General features: G+C 53.5%; 21 protein-coding genes. 13 read left to right on the top strand and 8 right to left on the bottom strand.

The features are described from left to right. Nucleotides 1–34 precede the first annotated feature (34 nt). The 12 genes from BN3795_RS07640 to BN3795_RS07585 all read left to right on the top strand — a co-directional run bounded on the left by BN3795_RS07640 (nt 35) and on the right by BN3795_RS07585 (nt 9,404). Nucleotides 35–454, top strand: a complete 420-nt coding sequence (locus BN3795_RS07640) for a phage tail assembly chaperone (RefSeq protein ID WP_068784121.1) — start codon at nt 35–37, stop codon at nt 452–454. Between the two features lie 192 nt (nt 455–646). Further along, the gene (locus BN3795_RS07635) at nt 647–2,719 is read left to right on the top strand and encodes a hypothetical protein (RefSeq protein ID WP_198524674.1); all 2,073 of its coding nucleotides are present in this window, start codon (nt 647–649) and stop codon (nt 2,717–2,719) included. Further along, nucleotides 2,716–3,381 carry a LysM peptidoglycan-binding domain-containing protein gene (locus BN3795_RS07630; RefSeq protein WP_068784119.1) on the top strand — a complete coding sequence of 222 codons (666 nt, stop codon included), beginning with the start codon at nt 2,716–2,718 and terminating at the stop codon, nt 3,379–3,381. The genes BN3795_RS07635 and BN3795_RS07630 overlap by 4 nt, the downstream gene beginning before the upstream one ends. Before the next feature lie 15 nt (nt 3,382–3,396). Beyond that, nucleotides 3,397–4,353 carry an XkdQ/YqbQ family protein gene (locus tag BN3795_RS07625; RefSeq protein WP_068784118.1) on the top strand — a complete coding sequence of 319 codons (957 nt, stop codon included), beginning with the start codon at nt 3,397–3,399 and terminating at the stop codon, nt 4,351–4,353. 5 nt (nt 4,354–4,358) lie between these two features. Next, a complete protein-coding gene (locus BN3795_RS07620) occupies nt 4,359–4,673 on the top strand; it encodes a DUF2577 domain-containing protein (RefSeq protein WP_408635015.1) in 315 nt (104 codons plus the stop codon). Continuing rightward, entirely contained in the window at nt 4,670–5,068 is a 399-nt protein-coding gene (locus tag BN3795_RS07615) for a DUF2634 domain-containing protein (protein WP_068784116.1), read from the top strand. Before BN3795_RS07620 ends, BN3795_RS07615 begins: the two co-directional genes overlap by 4 nt. Then, on the top strand, nt 5,061–6,140 hold the full coding sequence (locus BN3795_RS07610; protein ID WP_068784115.1) for a baseplate J/gp47 family protein: 1,080 nt from the start codon (nt 5,061–5,063) through the stop codon (nt 6,138–6,140). Before BN3795_RS07615 ends, BN3795_RS07610 begins: the two co-directional genes overlap by 8 nt. Then, entirely contained in the window at nt 6,133–6,720 is a 588-nt protein-coding gene (locus BN3795_RS07605) for a putative phage tail protein (protein ID WP_068784114.1), read from the top strand. The genes BN3795_RS07610 and BN3795_RS07605 overlap by 8 nt, the downstream gene beginning before the upstream one ends. Beyond that, nucleotides 6,717–7,004 carry a ketopantoate hydroxymethyltransferase gene (locus BN3795_RS07600; protein WP_068784113.1) on the top strand — a complete coding sequence of 96 codons (288 nt, stop codon included), beginning with the start codon at nt 6,717–6,719 and terminating at the stop codon, nt 7,002–7,004. The genes BN3795_RS07605 and BN3795_RS07600 overlap by 4 nt, the downstream gene beginning before the upstream one ends. Further along, nucleotides 7,004–8,314, top strand: a complete 1,311-nt coding sequence (locus BN3795_RS07595) for a phage tail protein (RefSeq protein ID WP_068784112.1) — start codon at nt 7,004–7,006, stop codon at nt 8,312–8,314. Before BN3795_RS07600 ends, BN3795_RS07595 begins: the two co-directional genes overlap by 1 nt. A 13-nt stretch (nt 8,315–8,327) precedes the next feature. Then, on the top strand, nt 8,328–8,714 hold the full coding sequence (locus BN3795_RS07590; protein ID WP_068784111.1) for a hypothetical protein: 387 nt from the start codon (nt 8,328–8,330) through the stop codon (nt 8,712–8,714). An 18-nt stretch (nt 8,715–8,732) separates the two neighbouring features. After that, nucleotides 8,733–9,404, top strand: coding sequence for a hypothetical protein (locus BN3795_RS07585; protein WP_068784110.1), 672 nt, complete (start codon nt 8,733–8,735; stop codon nt 9,402–9,404). Between the two features lie 560 nt (nt 9,405–9,964). Here BN3795_RS07585 and BN3795_RS26310 read toward each other — a convergent pair. The 8 genes from BN3795_RS26310 to BN3795_RS07545 form a co-directional block, all read right to left on the bottom strand. Then, nucleotides 9,965–10,870, bottom strand: a complete 906-nt coding sequence (locus tag BN3795_RS26310; protein WP_456319969.1) for a sensor histidine kinase — start codon at nt 10,868–10,870, stop codon at nt 9,965–9,967. 656 nt (nt 10,871–11,526) lie between these two features. After that, nucleotides 11,527–12,186 (bottom strand): response regulator transcription factor, encoded by a 660-nt coding sequence (locus BN3795_RS07575; RefSeq protein ID WP_068784109.1) that lies wholly within the window; start codon nt 12,184–12,186, stop codon nt 11,527–11,529. A 29-nt stretch (nt 12,187–12,215) separates the two neighbouring features. Next, nucleotides 12,216–12,974 carry a lantibiotic immunity ABC transporter MutG family permease subunit gene (locus tag BN3795_RS07570; RefSeq protein WP_068784108.1) on the bottom strand — a complete coding sequence of 253 codons (759 nt, stop codon included), beginning with the start codon at nt 12,972–12,974 and terminating at the stop codon, nt 12,216–12,218. A gap of 1 nt (nt 12,975) precedes the next feature. Then, nucleotides 12,976–13,707: a lantibiotic immunity ABC transporter MutE/EpiE family permease subunit gene (locus BN3795_RS07565; protein WP_068784107.1), complete on the bottom strand. Its 732-nt coding sequence runs from the start codon at nt 13,705–13,707 to the stop codon at nt 12,976–12,978. A 1-nt stretch (nt 13,708) separates the two neighbouring features. Then, on the bottom strand, nt 13,709–14,419 hold the full coding sequence (locus BN3795_RS07560) for a lantibiotic protection ABC transporter ATP-binding protein (RefSeq protein WP_068784106.1): 711 nt from the start codon (nt 14,417–14,419) through the stop codon (nt 13,709–13,711). Nucleotides 14,420–14,515: 96 nt separating this feature from the next. Further along, nucleotides 14,516–14,788: a hypothetical protein gene (locus tag BN3795_RS07555; RefSeq protein WP_068784105.1), complete on the bottom strand. Its 273-nt coding sequence runs from the start codon at nt 14,786–14,788 to the stop codon at nt 14,516–14,518. Nucleotides 14,789–14,954: 166 nt separating this feature from the next. Beyond that, nucleotides 14,955–15,722 (bottom strand): class I SAM-dependent methyltransferase, encoded by a 768-nt coding sequence (locus tag BN3795_RS07550; RefSeq protein ID WP_068784104.1) that lies wholly within the window; start codon nt 15,720–15,722, stop codon nt 14,955–14,957. A gap of 108 nt (nt 15,723–15,830) precedes the next feature. Further along, nucleotides 15,831–16,016: a hypothetical protein gene (locus BN3795_RS07545; protein WP_068784103.1), complete on the bottom strand. Its 186-nt coding sequence runs from the start codon at nt 16,014–16,016 to the stop codon at nt 15,831–15,833. Nucleotides 16,017–16,122: 106 nt separating this feature from the next. On the opposite strand from BN3795_RS07545, the gene BN3795_RS07540 reads away from it, so the two are divergent. Then, nucleotides 16,123–17,118 (top strand): SseB family protein, encoded by a 996-nt coding sequence (locus tag BN3795_RS07540; RefSeq protein ID WP_232729877.1) that lies wholly within the window; start codon nt 16,123–16,125, stop codon nt 17,116–17,118. Nucleotides 17,119–17,152: the final 34 nt, after the last annotated feature.

Below are 17,152 nucleotides of genomic sequence, written 5' to 3'. Positions count from 1 at the left end.
CCAATAAACAACCGAAACAGGAGGAGATTCACGAATGAGCTCTTTATCTGCTTTTTTTGCACAAAATGCCGCCGCCGGCCTAGTGGAGGAAGTCGTCGTGTCCGAGCGCTTTAAGGACGAGCAAGGCGCATCGGTGCCATGGCGGCTCCGCAGTATGACCGAGGAGGAGAACGAGGCGATCCGCAGATCCTGCCAGCGCAAGGTCAAGGACAAAGGGATGGTCAGCTTCGAGACGAACACCGACGAATATCTGGCCAAGCTGGCGGTCGCCAGCGTCGTGTTCCCGGATTTGAAGAATGCCGACCTTCAGCAATCCTACCAAGTGATGGGTGCGGACCAATGTCTGCGCAAAATGCTGCTCCCCGGCGAGTACGCCACTCTCGTACAGAAGGTGCAGGAAATCAACGGTTTCGACAAAAGCATTAACGAACTGGCGGATGAGGTAAAAAACTGATCGACGAGGGCGACGGCGAAACGGTCTGCGCCCTCTTCGCTCTGAATCGCTTCAACTTGATGCCGTGGGATTTTGCCGCCCTGGGCCTGAAGCAGAAAGCGGCGCTTATTGCGATGATTCAGGAGATCATAAAAACCGAGAAAAAAGCGGCGAAGAAAAAGTGAATTTCCTGCCAGGAAAGAAGGTGAAGCCTTGGCAAGTGCAACATCCATGCTCAAAGCGTACGACGGGATGAGCAATATGCTTCCCCAAGTCATTCAGCAGACCGAGCGGACGGTAACCGTTTGGAACGCCTCCGAGCAAGCGATGAACCGCAGCGCATTGGCGATGCAGGCGTTCGTAAAGGCCATCCAGCAAGTCATATCCTCCGAAATGCAAGCGCATCGGGAGATCATGCTGGCGACAAAAGCCCAGCGAGAATTTAATCAAGCGGCGGATGAGTCCGCCAGGAAAAGCAACAAATTCGTTCAGGCATGGAAGGACATCGATCTGAAGAAAGTGGCGGCAACAGGCAAGTCTTTCCTCGGCCGCATCCTCAGCGACGGGGCTGAGCAGCAAACTGCGCTGGATCAAATTTCATTGCGAGCTGGAGGCCCGGCGGCGGGACAGCAGATTTTCGACCGGACGGCGGCCCAAGCCTTGAAGTATGGGCAGAACGTCAACGCTGCCCTGACCGGCACGCAGCAGTTTATGGCGAAAACGACCGATCCCGCACAGTTGGAGAAGCTGAACCTTCTGGCGATACGGCTTTCGCAGCTAAACCCCGGGAAAGGGCTTGGCGGGGCGGCTGGCGCGCTTTCGCAAATGCTGTCCGGCGATACGAAGGCTTTAAGCTCGGACTATCAGATTCCGGCAGCCGCGTTGGATAACGGCGCGGTCCAAGCGGCGGTCAAGCAGGGAGACGTAAGCGGAATGATCGCGGCGATGGACGGGCTGTTGAACAAGCGGCAGATGACGCAGGCCGCCTTGGAGTCGATGATGGACTCGCCGGCGGTGAAGTGGAAGCGGGCGGTGGACACCCTGAACTTCCAACTCGGTTCCATAGGCCGTCAAGGCCTGAACGCCCTCGGTCCGATGTTTGATGCCATGCTTGAGGTTTTCAACAGCGATGCATTCAAAAACTTCATCAGCGGCTTGGGAGCGGGGCTAAGCATTGTGGGGACTTTTGCAAGCGACTTGGTTCAAGGGGCGGCTTCGTTTTTCGAGACGCTGACGGCAAACGGGTCTTCCACCAACATGATCCTTCTCGGGATCGGCGCTGGCTTGGCTCTGATGGGGGTGCTTCTCTGGTCGATGGTCGCGCCGATCGTGGCACAGGGGATCGCTTGGCTTGCCGCCTATTGGCCGGTGCTGCTGATCATTGCTGTGATCGGGATACTCGTGGCTGTCCTGATGAAATTCGGGGTGTCCGCCCAAGAGATCGTCGGGTTTGTCGTTGGCTTGTTTTACGGCTTGTTTGCTTATTTGCACAACCAGGTCGCGTTACTCTACAACCTGCTGATCAGCTTCGTGGAGTTTTTGTTGAATCTGTTCATCGACCCGGTTTATGCCATCCAAAAGCTGATTTACGACTTGGCGATGACGTTCGGCGGGTATATGTACAACATGTTGCGATCCGCCGAAGATTTCGCCGGGGGGTTCATGAGCGTGATCCTTGAAGCGATCAACGGAGCTTTGAAAGGCATCAATAAGTTGATCGAAGGATTCAATAATCTGTTTGGTACGAATGTAAAGCAAATGGAGTTGTTTGACGAGACCAATATCCATGCGCTTAGCGACAAGATAAAAAATAAGCTAGACAGCCTGAAACCTCCGGACAAGCCCGAAAATGCCTTTGAGTTAGGCAGGATGGATTATAAAAACTTGGCTGGCGCATACAACCGCGGCAATGCCATCGGGGCGAAGGCGTTCGATAAGATGGCCAATACCCTGAACTCGGTCAAGTCCGGTTTCGAGAAGACGCCGGGCGAAAATATGACATCGGCCGCGGGGCAAGGGGCAAATGTCGCCAATATCGGCAGCGTCGGGAATGTCGGCAGCGTGGATCGCATTAACGAAACCGTGGATATTTCCTCGGAGGATCTTAAGATGATGCGGGAGCTGGCGGAAGTGACGGCAATCCAGAACTTTACGACACTGACGCCGACCGTCACCGTGAACACCGGGCCGGTTGCCAAAGAGGCGGATATCCACAGCATCGTTACGCAGATCGAGCAGATGCTGGAAGAGGAAATCGCCACAAGCGCAGCGGGGGTGTACGCATGAGTTATTCGTTGGAACTGTCCTATAACAATCGGGAAGAAAGCATCCTTTTTCCGGTGTTGCCGGAGAAGATCGAAGTGTCGCAAGCGGGGAACAGCAAGACGTACGAGATTTCCCAACTTGGCGAAATCCATGTGCTCACGGGGCATAAGCTGGTGGAGATCTCGTTTTCCGGGATCTTTCCGGCCCATCCGTTATATGCCGGCGAGCGGGCAGCCGAGTCTTTTCAGGAGCCTATCCATTATTATGAATCGATTGAACGCTGGCTCTCCTATCAAAAGCCGCTGCAGCTCGTCTTTACCGGCTCAACGCTCAATCTGAATTTACCGGTCAGCATCGAGAGCTTCACATATTCGGAATCGGGCGGGGCCGTGGGTGACATCAGCTATGACCTTAAATTGAAGGAATACCGTTACTACACGCCGCAAAAAGTACTCACCGGGCAGAAGGGAAGCGGCAAGGCCGCGGCGGGCGGCGGTCCGACCCGGCCCGCCCCCCGGGTTCAGCCGAAGACGTATACGTTGGTGTCCGGCGACAGCCTGTGGAAGGTGGCGCAAAAAGTGCTGGGCAACGGCGCCAGATACAAGGAAATTCAGAAGCTCAACGGTATTCAAGACAGCGAGCTGCGCCGGCTGCCGGTGGGCAAGGTGTTGAAGCTGCCATGAGAAGAGGTGAATCGCTTGCTGCAGATTTGGCTTGACGATAAGCTGGGCACCGTGTGGGACATTTCCGGCCTGGTGACGGAGGCCACCTGGAAAACCTCGCGCACCGCCCAGCCAAGCAGTCTGGATTTCCGAATGGTCGCCGTCCCGAATATTACGGCCGCGAACGGCAATGTCGTTTGGGCCAAATGGGAGGATCGTCCGCTTTTCTACGGATACGTGTTTACCGTGAATCGCGGACAGAGCGAAGAAGTCTCCGTCAAGTGCTACGACCAGATCCGTTATTTGAACGCCAAAGATACGTACGTGTTCAAAAATATCACCGCCGCCGCGGTCGTGAAACGGATTGCCGGCGATGTCGGCCTTAAATGGGGGCATATCGCCGATACGAAGTATGTTATTCCTACGTTGGTGGGGGACGGGAAGAAGCTGCTTGATCTCATTTCGGAGGCGTTTGACCACACGTTGATCCATACCGGGAAAATATACAACTTTTACGATGAATTCGGGGCGCTGGCGGTGCGCGATGCCGCTGAGGACATGCGGCTCGATCTGCAGCTCGGCGACGACAGCCTGCTTCATGACTACTCGTTTGAACAAAGCATCGACAGCGACACGTACAACCAGTTCAAGCTGGTGCAAGACAACCAAACTACGGGACACCGCGATGTTTATATGGCTAAGGATGAAGCAGCGATCGCCCAATGGGGCCGGCTGATTTATTATGACAAGGTCGACGACAACCAGAATGCCGCGCAGATCGGCAAACTGCTGGATCAGCTCCAGAAGCTGAGAAATCGGGAAACCAAGCGGCTGAAGCTGGAGGCGCTCGGCCAGCCGCAGGTGCGGGCGGGCTGTTACGTGGCGGTGAAGATCGGCGCGCTGGGCATCGATCAGTACTTCTTGATCGACGAATGCTCCCACCAGTTTCGTGGGGGAGATTATACCATTTCCATAGATTTGAAGGTGATTTGATGGGGTTGGCGAACAAAATCCGCCAGCTCGGCGCCGGGGCGGTCGATGCCGCAAGCCCGGTGGCCGTGCTGTTCGGCAAAGTAACGAATACGGCTCCGCTTGAAATTCAGGTCGATCAGCGATTTACAATCGACCGGGATTTTTTGGTGATCCCTGCCTACCTGACCCGTTATGAGTTGGATTGGCCGCCCGAAGTCGCCGGGCCGTCGGCCCCGAAGGCGGTTATCCGGGAGGGTCTGGCGGCCGGCGATAACGTGCTGCTGCTGCGCATGCAAGGCGGCCAGAAATACATCGTGTGGGACAAGGTGGTGAGCGGATGATCCCTCAAGGAGCAAGCCTGTTGCCGGATACGGTCCCCGTGGCGATGCCGAGCCGCACGTACAAGCTCAATGTGCAGCAAGGGCGGATGGACGGTATGACGGATGGGTTGGGCGCGGTGAAACAGGCGGTTTACAAAATATTGCATACGGAGCGGTTCGCCCATCTGATATACACGGGCGATTACGGCTTTGAGCGGGAAGGACTGATTGGAGCAAGCCCCGGCTTGATTCGCTCGGAGCTGCAAAGGCGGATACGTGAAGCGTTGCTGCAGGATGACCGCATCTCGGAAGTGGCCGATTTTGCGATTGGCGTACAGGGCGACGAGGCGGATATCAGCTTTACGGTAAACTCCGTTTACGGTGATTTCCGCATGGAGGTGAATGCAAATGTATGAACATCAGACCTATGAAGCGATTTTATCCCGCATGTTGGAGCGGGTGCCGGATACGATCGACAAACGGGAGGGGAGTGTGATCTACGACGCGCTTGCTCCCGCGGCGGCGGAGCTGGCGCAAATGTACATTGAGCTCGATACAAGCTTCAATCTGGCTTTTGCCGACACTGCCAGCGGCGAGTATTTATCCCGGCGGACGGCCGAGTTCGGCATCGAGCGGCAGTCGGCCACGAAGGCGCAGCGCAAGGGGCGATTTTACGGCGCGCAGGATGTGCCGGTCGATGTGGCGGAGGGCAGTCGGTTTTCGTTGAACGATCTCGATTATACGGCGGTTAGCCGGATCGGCCTTGGAGAGTGGGTGCTCGAATGTGAAACGGTGGGAGCGGCCGGGAACCGGCAGTTCGGCGCTTTGCTGCCGATCGACTATGTGCCAGGCCTGGTGCGGGCGGAGCTGGCTGACGTCATCGTTCCCGGCGAGGACGAAGAAAGCGACGATACGCTGCGAGCGCGCTACTATGAGACGGTCAACGAGCCCGCCTTCGGCGGGAACGTCTCCGATTATGAGCAAACGGTCAATGGTATGGACGGCGTCGGGGCGACCAAGGTGTTTCCGGTCTGGAACGGCGGTGGGACGGTGAAATGCACCGTGATCGCCTCCGATTGGAACGTGCCGTCAGAAGCGTTGATCTCCGAGGTGCAGTCGGCGGTGGACCCGACGGCCAACCAAGGCAAAGGCTATGGCACGGCGCCGATCGGACATACGGTAACGGTCGCAAGCGTTAGCGGTGTTCCCATCGACGTGGCGACCACCGTCACGCTGGATGCGGGAAGCACTGCCGGCCAGGTGCAGGGGCCGATCGAGGAGGCGATTGCCGCATACCTGCTAGGCTTGCGGCAAAGTTGGGCAACATCGGAGCAAATCATCGTTCGTGTAGCGCTGATTGAAGCGGCTATGTTGAACGTGCCGGGCGTTATTGATGTGGCGAGTACGCTGCTGAACGGGACGGCGGGCAACTTGACGCTCTCCGCCGAGGAAATCCCGTTAATGGGGACGGTGACCGTTCATGCCTGATCGCGTGCTGCCATATTTGCCGTCCTACTACGGGGAAGTGCTGGATTTCATTCAGCTCGCCCGCACCGAAGACGCCGAGCTGGACAGCCTGGAGGCGGCGGTGGAGCAACTGTTTGACGACCAGTTCGTGTTAACCTCCGGCGTTCAGGCGATCAAGCGCCGCGAGCGGATGCTGGGGGTTCAGGCGGATCCGGGCCTGGAGACGCTGGATTTTCGCAAGCAGCGGATCTTGAACCGCTACCGAACAAAACCGCCGTTTACGGTGCGCTGGCTCCAGGAGCAGCTCGACCGCCTGGTCGGTCCCGGCATGACCATCGTGTCGGTCGACGCGGAGCGGTTTATCCTCTACGTCACCACGAACATCGAAAATGCCAACGTATTCAAGGAAGTCCAATACACGGTGCAAACGGTCAAACCCGCGAATATCGTCTATCAGCAAAATACGGCGCTATATGACCGGATCGGGCTGGAAGAACATATCACGGGGCGCGGGATCGCCTGGAACTACAAGCTGGACGGTTCGTGGCGGTTGGGGGAAAGGCCGTTTATAACGTTGGGAACGGGGGTACAAGTGTTATGATTACGGCACCTTTTAAGCGGGAGGTCGCGGAATACGTCAATTCGCGCATCGCCAAGGTGGTACTGAACGGATCGCTGGAAATTACCGAGTTTCAGCAAAAAGCGGTGACCGACTCCACCGTGGCGCTTAATTATATTATCCCGGCAGCCGAGCTGCCGGTGATTAACCAAATCGAACTGCGGGATGAAACCGGCGGTGTCATCTCCAGCAACGCGGTAAACGTGCCGGTGCCGTCGGATACGCTGATGCTGCAGACAGTGGAAATCAAGGAGGTCAAGAACTGATGGCGAAATCGGATTGGACGTTATCGGATACAGTAAAACCGGAAGACTTAAACGCAATAGGCGAGGAAATCAACGAGCTGCGCACCGAGGTGGACAACATTGAGGTTCCGCCGGCTTCGTTGTCGGAACCCGGGATCGTGCGCTTGTCCAACGCCACGGACAGCACGGCCGAGGATACGGCGGCTACGCCGCGGGCGGTGAAAGACGTGGCGCTTCAAGCGAAGGCCTACACCGACCAGCAAATCAACCTGGTCACGGAGACGGGCATCCCGAAGCTAGTCAGCTATCCGCTGAAGGTCACGGCCACGGTCGATAATCAAACCGAATTCGAGATTCCGCTCGACCTGTTTGATGCTGACACCGACACGTTGATGGTCGCGATTAACCGCGCCGTGCTCGACCCGACGCAATATACCGTGACCAACACCATCCGCGATGGGGCAGGCCAAGTCACGCAGCGGGCGAAGATCACGTTATTGTCCGGCATCACCGCGACGTCCGAAATGACGATGGTCGTCCTCAAAAATGTCCCGCTCGGCGAGGACGGAGCGATCAACGGTGCGGTGCTGGCGGTCGACAGCGTCCCGATCAACCGCGTAAACGGGCTGCAAACGCAGTTGGACGAGGTTTTTCAAGCTGGCAATGAGCGGAAGCAGGAAGTCGTGGACGCCCTCGTTGCCTTGGGGATTTCGGCGTCCACGGGGGAGAGTTGGGATGTGTTGATTTCGAAACTGAACGGGATCATCAATCGTGGTGCGGGCGGCACAGTAATACCGGGGACGGCAAATCAAACAAAGGCTGAGGGGTATTATAGTAGTCCGATTACGATTTTGGGAGATGCTAATCTTGTGGCAAGTAACATCAAGAAAGATGTGAATTTATTTAATGTTATAGGGAATTTAGAATATAAGCAGGTGTATTCCGTAGTACTTCCTAATACTAAAATGGGGACGAGAGCAACAGTAAATATACCATTTATGCCAAAATTGCTCTATGTTACATCTAATATATACAACACTACCACCTCAAAGTACGATCATTTTATATTTCGTTCAGGTTTCTTGATGTCCGAAGTTGCTCCTACTGCAGAGACTCCCACATATGAATTGGGTTTGTCGTATTACAACTGGAATTTAGCTACTTCGCTAGGCCTAAGATTAAAATTCTACAAAGTCGGGACAAGTACTGAAATAGGTAATGTATCATCAGAAGCGATCCCCTCATCATTTGACGTTTATTTTGCATCAGATGACTTGTCTTGGGCTGACTATTACTTGTTAAGAAATTTTCGTGTACAGGCTTATGTATAAAGGGGGGGGCAAAATGAAGCGATACCCAAGAATAATTTATTATGATAAAGCAATTGGGTCGGTTTTATATGATTCTGGGGAACCGCATATCTTCGGCCTAGATAATTATGAAGAAATCAGGATAGGACTTGATTATACGAATATCAAGACTTTATCCGAACGTAATCGTGAAACCATCGGGGAGCTGCATTTGGAACTTGGACAATATAAGCAGGACTTTATTGCGTGCAGCGGCTACCGTGTAAACCCGGATACGCAAGAGCTTGAATTTACCTATACCGAACCCGGACAGTCGGGCGAAGAGCCGCAAGAACTCGTCTACCAGCCGCCGCTCTCGGAACAAGTAAGCGAACTGAAACAAGCCATTGCTGAGCTGACCATGCTCATCACTAAGTCATAAGAGGGGAGATAAAACGCTATGGCAAAAGGAATAACCTTGCAGGAACTGGATACGGCCGCGATTAATCGGCTAATCGTCAAAGATGCAGCTGGCAGGGCAAAGGTTGCAGCTCCTGCAGCAGCGGATGATATTGCATTGAAAAGTACCGTCGACAACGCGGTTGGCCCGCTGCCCTCTTTGCTCACATCAGCCAAAACCAATACGGTTACCGCGATCAACGAGCTTTTTACAAATGTCAGTGATGGAAAAAACGCGATCGCTGCCGCTATCACTGGCAAAGGCGTTCCGGCATCAGGTAGCGATACGTTTGCGGGGCTGGCGGGGAAGATTGGGCAGATTGTGACAGGAATGAAAAGTTCTACAGGCTTTTTAGCATATACGGGAACTCTTGATCGGCGCACAATATCTGATCTAGTCTTTACACCAAAATTAATTATTCTTAAGGTCGAACTGGTAAGAGATGGGTATATCGAAAACGGTAATGGATATCGGTTAATGGTAAATCTCATCGCAACAACTGGTGCTCAGTATTATCCGTTTGATGGGTCTGTATTTAGCCCGATTTACGGATCGCAAGAAATAAGAGCGTATCTGTATGCTTCATTTGGAGCGAACAGTGTCGAGTTAACAATAGACGGAGCAGCTGTGCGTCCGTACCAAACAGTATCCTACACAATTTATGGGGAATAATTCTGAAACGAAGGTTGTTGACAATGATAAGAATGATTAGAAGCAAAGATTATGTACAAAGCTCATGAGTTTGTTGATTTTTCTAATACAGGGGTTCTCCAATCCATTACAAAAAAATGGAACGGCAACTATTGTAGCAGCTCCGGGGCAATATGTTTACAAAACTAGCACAGGTACGGTCGGAGTATGCGGATTTGATTGGGTGCAGGAAAACTACGTTGAGGACCCTCCAACAGAGTCAACAACACAATAGCTACTAGGACACGCCGAGAGGTGCTTTTTATGCAAATGAATCCATAGGATTAAAAAATATGACCAGGCTGAATTCTTTGCTCTGTTATTCTATTAGGAGTTCAGGTTCTGTAGGAGGGCAGCAAACAGTTCCCTTCTGTAGGCCTGGTTCAGTCCTGGTAAAGTGGGAGGGAAAGCAACTATGAAGATCAATTGGAAAACCAAGTTGTCGTCACGCAAGTTTTGGGCTTTGATTGCTGCGCTTGCTACATCTATTTTAGGTGCTGTGGGTGCGTCCGAAAACACAACGCTTCAAATCACGGGTATCATTACAGCGGTAGGCGCTTGCGTAGCGTATATGTTGGCTGAAGCCTATGCGGATGGTAATGGTAAAGGCAACGGTACGTTACAATAATAAATATTCCTGGCGCGGTTCGCCCTGAACCGTGCTTTAACCTACCTTTAAATAGGCTTACAATTTCACAAAAATCGCACCGGCACCTCAACACTNACAAAAATCGCACCGACACCGCAACACTCACCTCACCCCCGCCAGTCACCTCAGAATTAGCAATAAGCAGTTCGCCCCCATGCAGGCGGGCAATAAACTCAGTGATATAGAGGCCCATGCCGTAGTGGCCGTTGGATTGGCGGGACGGGTCGCCCATGTAGAATTGTTCGGCCGCATGTTTGAGCGCTTCGGGCGAGAAGCCCGGACCTTCGTCGGTCACGCGGAATCGGATCCGATCGTCCGCCGCTTCGACCGATAACGTAATCTTGCTCTTTACCGGGGCATGATCCATGGCGTTAACAAGGATGTTCATGAGAGCCCGCTCCAACAAGCCCGGATCGGCATACAACTTGTCCGGCAAGCCCTGAGCAGTGACGACCGGGGAGAGCTCTTTGACGGCAGCCAAAGCTTGCACCTGCCCTTCGATCGTGCGGATGAACTCCTTCAGATCCAGGTTGACGGGCTGATAGGATGCGGCAGTTTCCGTGTTCGTCATTTCGATCAAGGTCTTGATATAAGCTTCCATCTGGCGGGCGCTGTGGGCGATATAATCGGTGTACTCCCGCTGCTCCTCAGTTTGATCCGTTTCGGAGAGGAGCTCGACATTGCCGCGAACAATGGTGAGCGGGGTTTTGATATCATGGGCGAGCGCCGAGATTTGAGCCCGGCGGCTGCGCTCCAGGTTCCATTGCTGCTCCAGCGAGTTTTTCAGGGCATCCTTCATCTGATCCACGGACCGGAGCACCCGGTCAATCTCGGCAATCCCGCTGTATTGCATCGAGAAGTCCAGCTCCTGCTCCTGAATTCGCCGGGTTGCTTCCTGCAGCCCGTTCATTTTGCGGGCTAGCTTCCGACCGAACGAAGAGGCCAACAAGCTGGTCCCTATTAGAAAAAGGACACAGAACAGGACGATAAAAGTCAATTCTACACCGGGCAGAACACGGCGCAGCGTAGCATCGCTAAATCGGGCGACAATGGAGTATCGGAAAATATAGACTTCTTCGCCATAGGTGACTTTCATATAGGAATAGGGATAGGTATACGAAGACAGACTTCCCTCCAGCTGCTTCCACGCCGCATTTCCTTGCTCGGCGGTTAAACTGTGTTCCAGCAGCCTCCCATCCAGCGTGTATTTTGCATATTTGTACAATGCAGACGAGGTGTCTAACGGGGGCATCTGCCCCTGCATGATCTGGTTCTTCGCCTCTATCACCTGCTTCTCGGCATAATTCGCCGGAAGAACAGCTCCGGTGAACATCAACCTCATCAAGATCAGGGTCAGCAACAGAACGATCCCGATCGTTCCCAGACAAAAAGCAGCTAGATATCTGAGGAACAACGTACGCAGCTTGGTTAATTTAGGTTCTGACTTTACGCGGGTTATTTCCATCGGTATCCTATCCCCCACACGGTTTCGATCGGAGCGACATGCATTCGGCTCAATTTGGCCCGAATATTCTTAACATGCTCCACAATGGTGGAAGCCTCACTCTCTCCGTCAAATCCAAAAACGGATTCATAGATCTGATCCTTCGAGAACACCTGCCCCCGGTTTAACGCCAAAAACTCGCAGATGGCATATTCGCTTTTGGTTAGCGCGATGACCGTATCTTGCACGCGGATCTCCTTGCCCGACAAGTTAAAGTGAACTTCCCCGACACAGTGGATGGTACGTCGTTCCCGGCTCTCCCGGCGGAGATGAGCGCCAATGCGCGCGCGTAACTCCCCTGCCCCAAACGGCTTGACGATATAATCGTCCGCTCCGATGGCCAGGCCTTCCACCACATCATTCTCCATGGATTTGGCAGTCAGGAACAGAATCGGGCAGTCTACCTTGCCGCGAATTTGCCGGCAGAGGGCGAACCCGTCGAGTTCCGGCATCATCACGTCCAACAGAATGAGGTCGTACTGGCCCAGTTGCAGACCCGGCACCTCGGAGGGAGTGGAGAGGGTTGTGACGATATGCCCTTCTTTTTGCAAAATATTGCGAAGTAAAGCCAGTACGGCGGGATCATCGTCTACAGCAAGCAGGTTAGCCAAGGTAAATCACTTCCTTTGCCTAGCGGCTTTTATTCCAGCGACTTCTTTCCTTCCCAGCGCCGGAACCAACCTCCTAATAATACCATGATTGCGACCGTTCCACTTAGGCAGCAGAGAATCCCCGGCCAAGCCCATTGTTCTGCCGGAATCGCGCGAACTCCCGTGCTCCCGTATTGCATCCAGAGGGTGATAAACCGGGCCGCCCAGGCGTAGGGGATGTAGATCCAGTTCCGATCGCCGAGGCCGGTGAGCAGCAGGGCCGCAATCAGGCTCCCCAGGATCCCCAAACCGATGGAAGCGGCTTTGCCGAATCGCAGGCTCACATACAAGTGCAGTGCATAGAGAAAAATGCAACTGCCGAACAAGATGCCGGCGGCCTTCACGTAGAACTCAAGCGAATAAAGAGGTTGATTTAACAGATACAGGAAGCCGGCTCCGAACCCTGCGGCGGCCAACAACGTACTGCCCAAGCCCAGAATCAGAAGCAAGGTCAGCTTGCTGGCGAGGGGGACAAGTCGGCTCGGCAAAGTTAATAGCTGTTGGTACCGACCTGCGGCAGCCTCCTGATCGGTGGCGATGGCGCACACCATCCCGATCAGGGTAGGATAAGCGATGGCCAGCACCTGCAAATAGCCGCTGACCTTAGAGGCCGGCAAGAAGGGAGTATAGGCATAATAACCCAGGAAAATGCCGATCCCCGCCAGCGGGACGAGGAGATGCACCCACAGCATCGGTTGCCTTCTCAGTTTGATGAGCTCCGATCGGAGACTGCGGAAGTACATGAGCATATTACCTGGCCTCCCGGTTGCGAAAAGACAGCGTAGTCAGTAAAGCCAGCAGGAAGAATAACCCCAGCGTGATCAACACACCTGGCAGGATAACGCTTTTGTCCGACAAGGCATGGCCCGCCGGAACCGGAAGACCGTTCGGAAGTACGCCGATCGTAGCGCACATGAGCCGGGAAGGGATCGCGTAAGGAACCGACCACCAGCTATCTTGAGCGGCAAACAGGATGTTGCAGGCTACGTTGCCGAGCAGGTTCAAGATCAGGGTCGCAAGCATACCGATCCGGTCCGTCAAGTACAGGCAGAGCGGGATCTGCCAGAGAAAGGTGAGAAACAGCAGCAAGCTGCCCGCTGCGCTGTCCGCCAAAGTCAGGCCGGCCGGGAAAACCAAACCGCTGAGCGTGACGCCGATGAACAGGATGAGAGCGGAGGCGAAGAGCATGCCCGCGACAACTCCGATTTTGCCGAGCCAGATATGGTGCGGGGGGATAGGAAGTCCAAGCACGGCGCGGTATTTCAGCTTCTTCCCATCCTTCTGAACGACGCCGGCACACATCAGCGTAAGTCCCCCGGGGAGCAGCATCGTATACCACCAATTGTAGCTGGCGATCTGAAAGAAGGAGCCGGCCATCAGTCCTGCGCATAGCAGCAAAGTGAGAAGGGGGGCCAGCCAGATCAGCTTTTTCGTAAACGTTCGTTTGATTTTCAACCACTCCGCACGAATACAGACCGTCATCCTATTCGCCCCCTTTCCGGTATTCCCGAGCAATTTGCATAAATAACGACTCTAAACTTTCACCGGGGGTGACCACGTCTTGATAAGCCAGAACGCCTCCCGAAATGATGCCGATATGATCCGCGATCTGCTCTACCTCGGGTAACACATGGCTGGATAGAATGACGGTGATTCCCTGTTCCGGAAAAGAGCGGATCAACTCGCGCAACTCCTGAATGCCGAACGGGTCGAGGCCGTTGGTCGGCTCGTCCAGAATCAGCAGCTTGGGGCGTTGCAGCAGGGCAATAGCGATACCTAGCCGTTGCTTCATCCCCATGGAGAACTGGCCGGAGCGTTTTCTTCCGGTGTTCGTTAATCCGACGGTTTGCAACACTTCGTCAATCCGTGACTCCGGTAGACCGAGAAGGGTTGTCCGCACTTTGAGATTTTCACGGGCCGTTAAATTTTCGTAAAGCGGAGGCGACTCAATCAGAGCGCCAATGTGGGTTAAATGCTCACGCGACCAGGGGGCCCCCTGAAATAGAATGTCGCCGGAAGTCGGGCGCAGCATGCCGGTCAGCATTTTCAGCAGGGTGGATTTACCGGCTCCGTTGGGACCAAGCAGCCCGTAAACGGAGTTCTCCTGAATGGAGAGGGAAACGTTGTTGACCGCTTGCTGCTTCTTGAAGGTTTTGCATAGGTTCCGAGTCTGCAGAATAAGGGGGTTGTTCATGCTTCTTCATCCTTTTCGTTTGTTCTGGAACCTAGTGTACGAGTCAATTCTAAGAATTTGATAAGGATCGCTGAAGCTAATCGAAAAAAGCCTGATTTACTCCAACGTAAAATCAAGCTTCATCTGAATATCCCATCCGCGTTTGAAGTACAGCGTATACTCCCCAGGCTCCCACTCCAAATTTTTGAGCCGCATTTCAAAGGCCGCTAAGTCAGCCGTTTCTCTTTCTTTTTGAACTTGAAGAATTTCGCTGTCTCCGCGTTTGGTTACGTATAACTGAGCTTGACGCAGACTTTCTTTCTTGTCCGGGTAGATGGCCATGGCGACGAGTCTGGCGTTATTTTTAAAGCGATTCGAAGGATCATTCATTCTCGCGAACTCCTGATTTTGGACGTATCCGAGCTGAAGATCATATTTTGTGTTTCTGACGAGCTGAGGGTACAAGTATAGGAAAAGAATAATGGCACTAACGCCTAACACAATCGTTATGAGGATCAATCTCCGTTTCAACTGTCGTCGTCCTTTCCCTAATCCGCTACGGCTTCCTGGCTAAGTACAAATCGAGGGTATCGTGTAAGTTAACCTTGCCGCCGTAATGGTTGATGGCCTCGATCATCTCCTGTTCTAGACGCACGCGTTGCTCCTCCGGGAAAGCCCGATGGTCCGAATACGTATTGAGGAGGGCCACATAGCTTGGTGCGTCAAAAGTTCGGGTGTGATGATATAATTTGAAATTCGCATCGACAAAACCATATTGTTCGAGGGTATGTACCATTTCTAAGCTTTTCTGTTCGGTATGTGGGGCAGGTTCTTTCGAGGAGGGCGCATATTTTGCATAGATTCGCTGCATGGCTGCATGCAACTCGTCTTTCCGGGCCGGGAACGGACGATTCCAGAATAAGGCGAGAACGCCTCCGCTTCGCAAGAGTTGATGCACTTTAGGGTATCCAATCTCTTGCGGGATCCAGTGGAACGCCGTGGCGGAGTAGACTAAATCATAATGATTTGCTTCCAATTGGACGCTTTCGAAATCACTCTGAATTACGCTGAAATGAGGAAACCTTGAGAACTTCTCCGCTGAAAACCTAGCCAAATTCGCCCCAAGTTCGATAGCGGTCACCTCGCAGCCGGCGTTCAAAAAAGGGAGGGTAGCTTGGCCCGTCCCGATCCCAACTTCCAGGGCCCGTTTGTTCGGGGTCAGTTCCGCAAACCGTATCACATCCTGAAATAGCTCCTCCACATACGTGGGGCGCATCTTCTCGTAGTTCACGACGTCTTCGTTAAACTTCAGACGCAAATCCATAAATAACTTCCCCCTTCACACTCGTCGTTCAGTCCAACTTGGAAGAATGATACTCGACTGATATGGCTGTATTTATGCATTCAATCAGCCCCCCATTTGTATGTTCGTCTATAGCATTCTGCTTATCAAAATAATTACAGCAATGACCCCGGCTAAAATCAGCAGGTTTGTGGTTTGTCGCCAAAACCCGGGCACACCCGTGGAGCGTGTTTTTCGTTCATCCGTATCAAAATGAGCCTTTGCACCATGTGGGTCGGCCGAATGGGAGAAGGGTTTTCCATGATCGTCATTCACAAATCATTCCTCCTTTCATCATTGAAATTATTATACCAATCATTTACTTTCTCGACATCGTTATAAGCTATACTAGATACAAACAATGTGCGAAATGGGGTGCCAGATGAACGAGGAACGGAAGGACGAAATCGGGCGGAGGTTTCTGTTAACGCCGGAGATTTCGCGTGAGGAGCTTGGCGGGCTGGAGATTCAGGAGCTGATTTTCTTGGTGCATACGGCCAAGCGGTTTAAGGCGGAGGAGGCTTTTCCGGACGTATATTTGGATGAACGAATAAAGGTCTTTACGGGCGAGCTGTCTGAAAAAATAAAAAATGCCGACGCGCTGTACCTCGCTTGCGACCAGACGACCGGATATCCCTACGTGGACGGGGAAGATCGGGTGTGGATGTTCTCGCAGAAGGCGTATGCCGCGAACGCGGAGGATTATTTTCGGCAGCAGTTTTTGATGCTGGAGATGAAACCGATCGGCGGGGAGGACGTGCTGAAGACGTTTGGGCAGCTTCATATTTGGGGGTTGCCGAAGGTTCTCGTGGATAACGGGCAATATCATATCGAGTTGAACCGTGACGATGTATTGCCGCCGCCGGATTGGACCGGGACGCCGGAGATCAGCATTCCCGTGACGAATCCGGGGCTGCAGCGGGCGATGATCCGGTTCTTCCAGACGCTGCATGCGCCAACGAACGACCAGGAAGCCCGCGGGCGGGAGCTGAATGCGCTGGAGGCGGAGATGCTTGATGAAATTCTGCAGGCGAGGTTTCTGCTGCCCATGCAATTGAAGGAATCCGATCCTTCGCCTGCGAATGAGCAAGGCGTGAAGACGTTGAAGCAAGGGACGATGCTTCAATTTGGCGTGCTAAGCGCGGAGGACGGCTCGGCTTGGCTCCCGGCGTTTACGGATTGGCCGGAGTTCGAGAAGGTGTACGACAAAACGACCTGGAGCAGCAACATCGCGGCTTACGACGACCTGCTGGCGGTGTCCGGAAACATGGATGGCATCGTCCTCAACTGTCGGGGCATCTCGCTGCGGATCGACGCGAACAACCGGGAGCGGATTGAGGCTTATCGTCAGGAGCGAGGATTGCAGCAGCAGCAGTAGCAGTAGCTCGCAGCAACTCCGTCTATTGCATAAA

It is taken from the genome of Paenibacillus phocaeensis (assembly GCF_900021165.1).
Lineage (GTDB): Bacteria > Bacillota > Bacilli > Paenibacillales > Paenibacillaceae > Fontibacillus > Fontibacillus phocaensis.
Note: the sequence above shows the minus strand (reverse complement) of the source record. Positions and strands in the feature narration are given on the sequence as shown.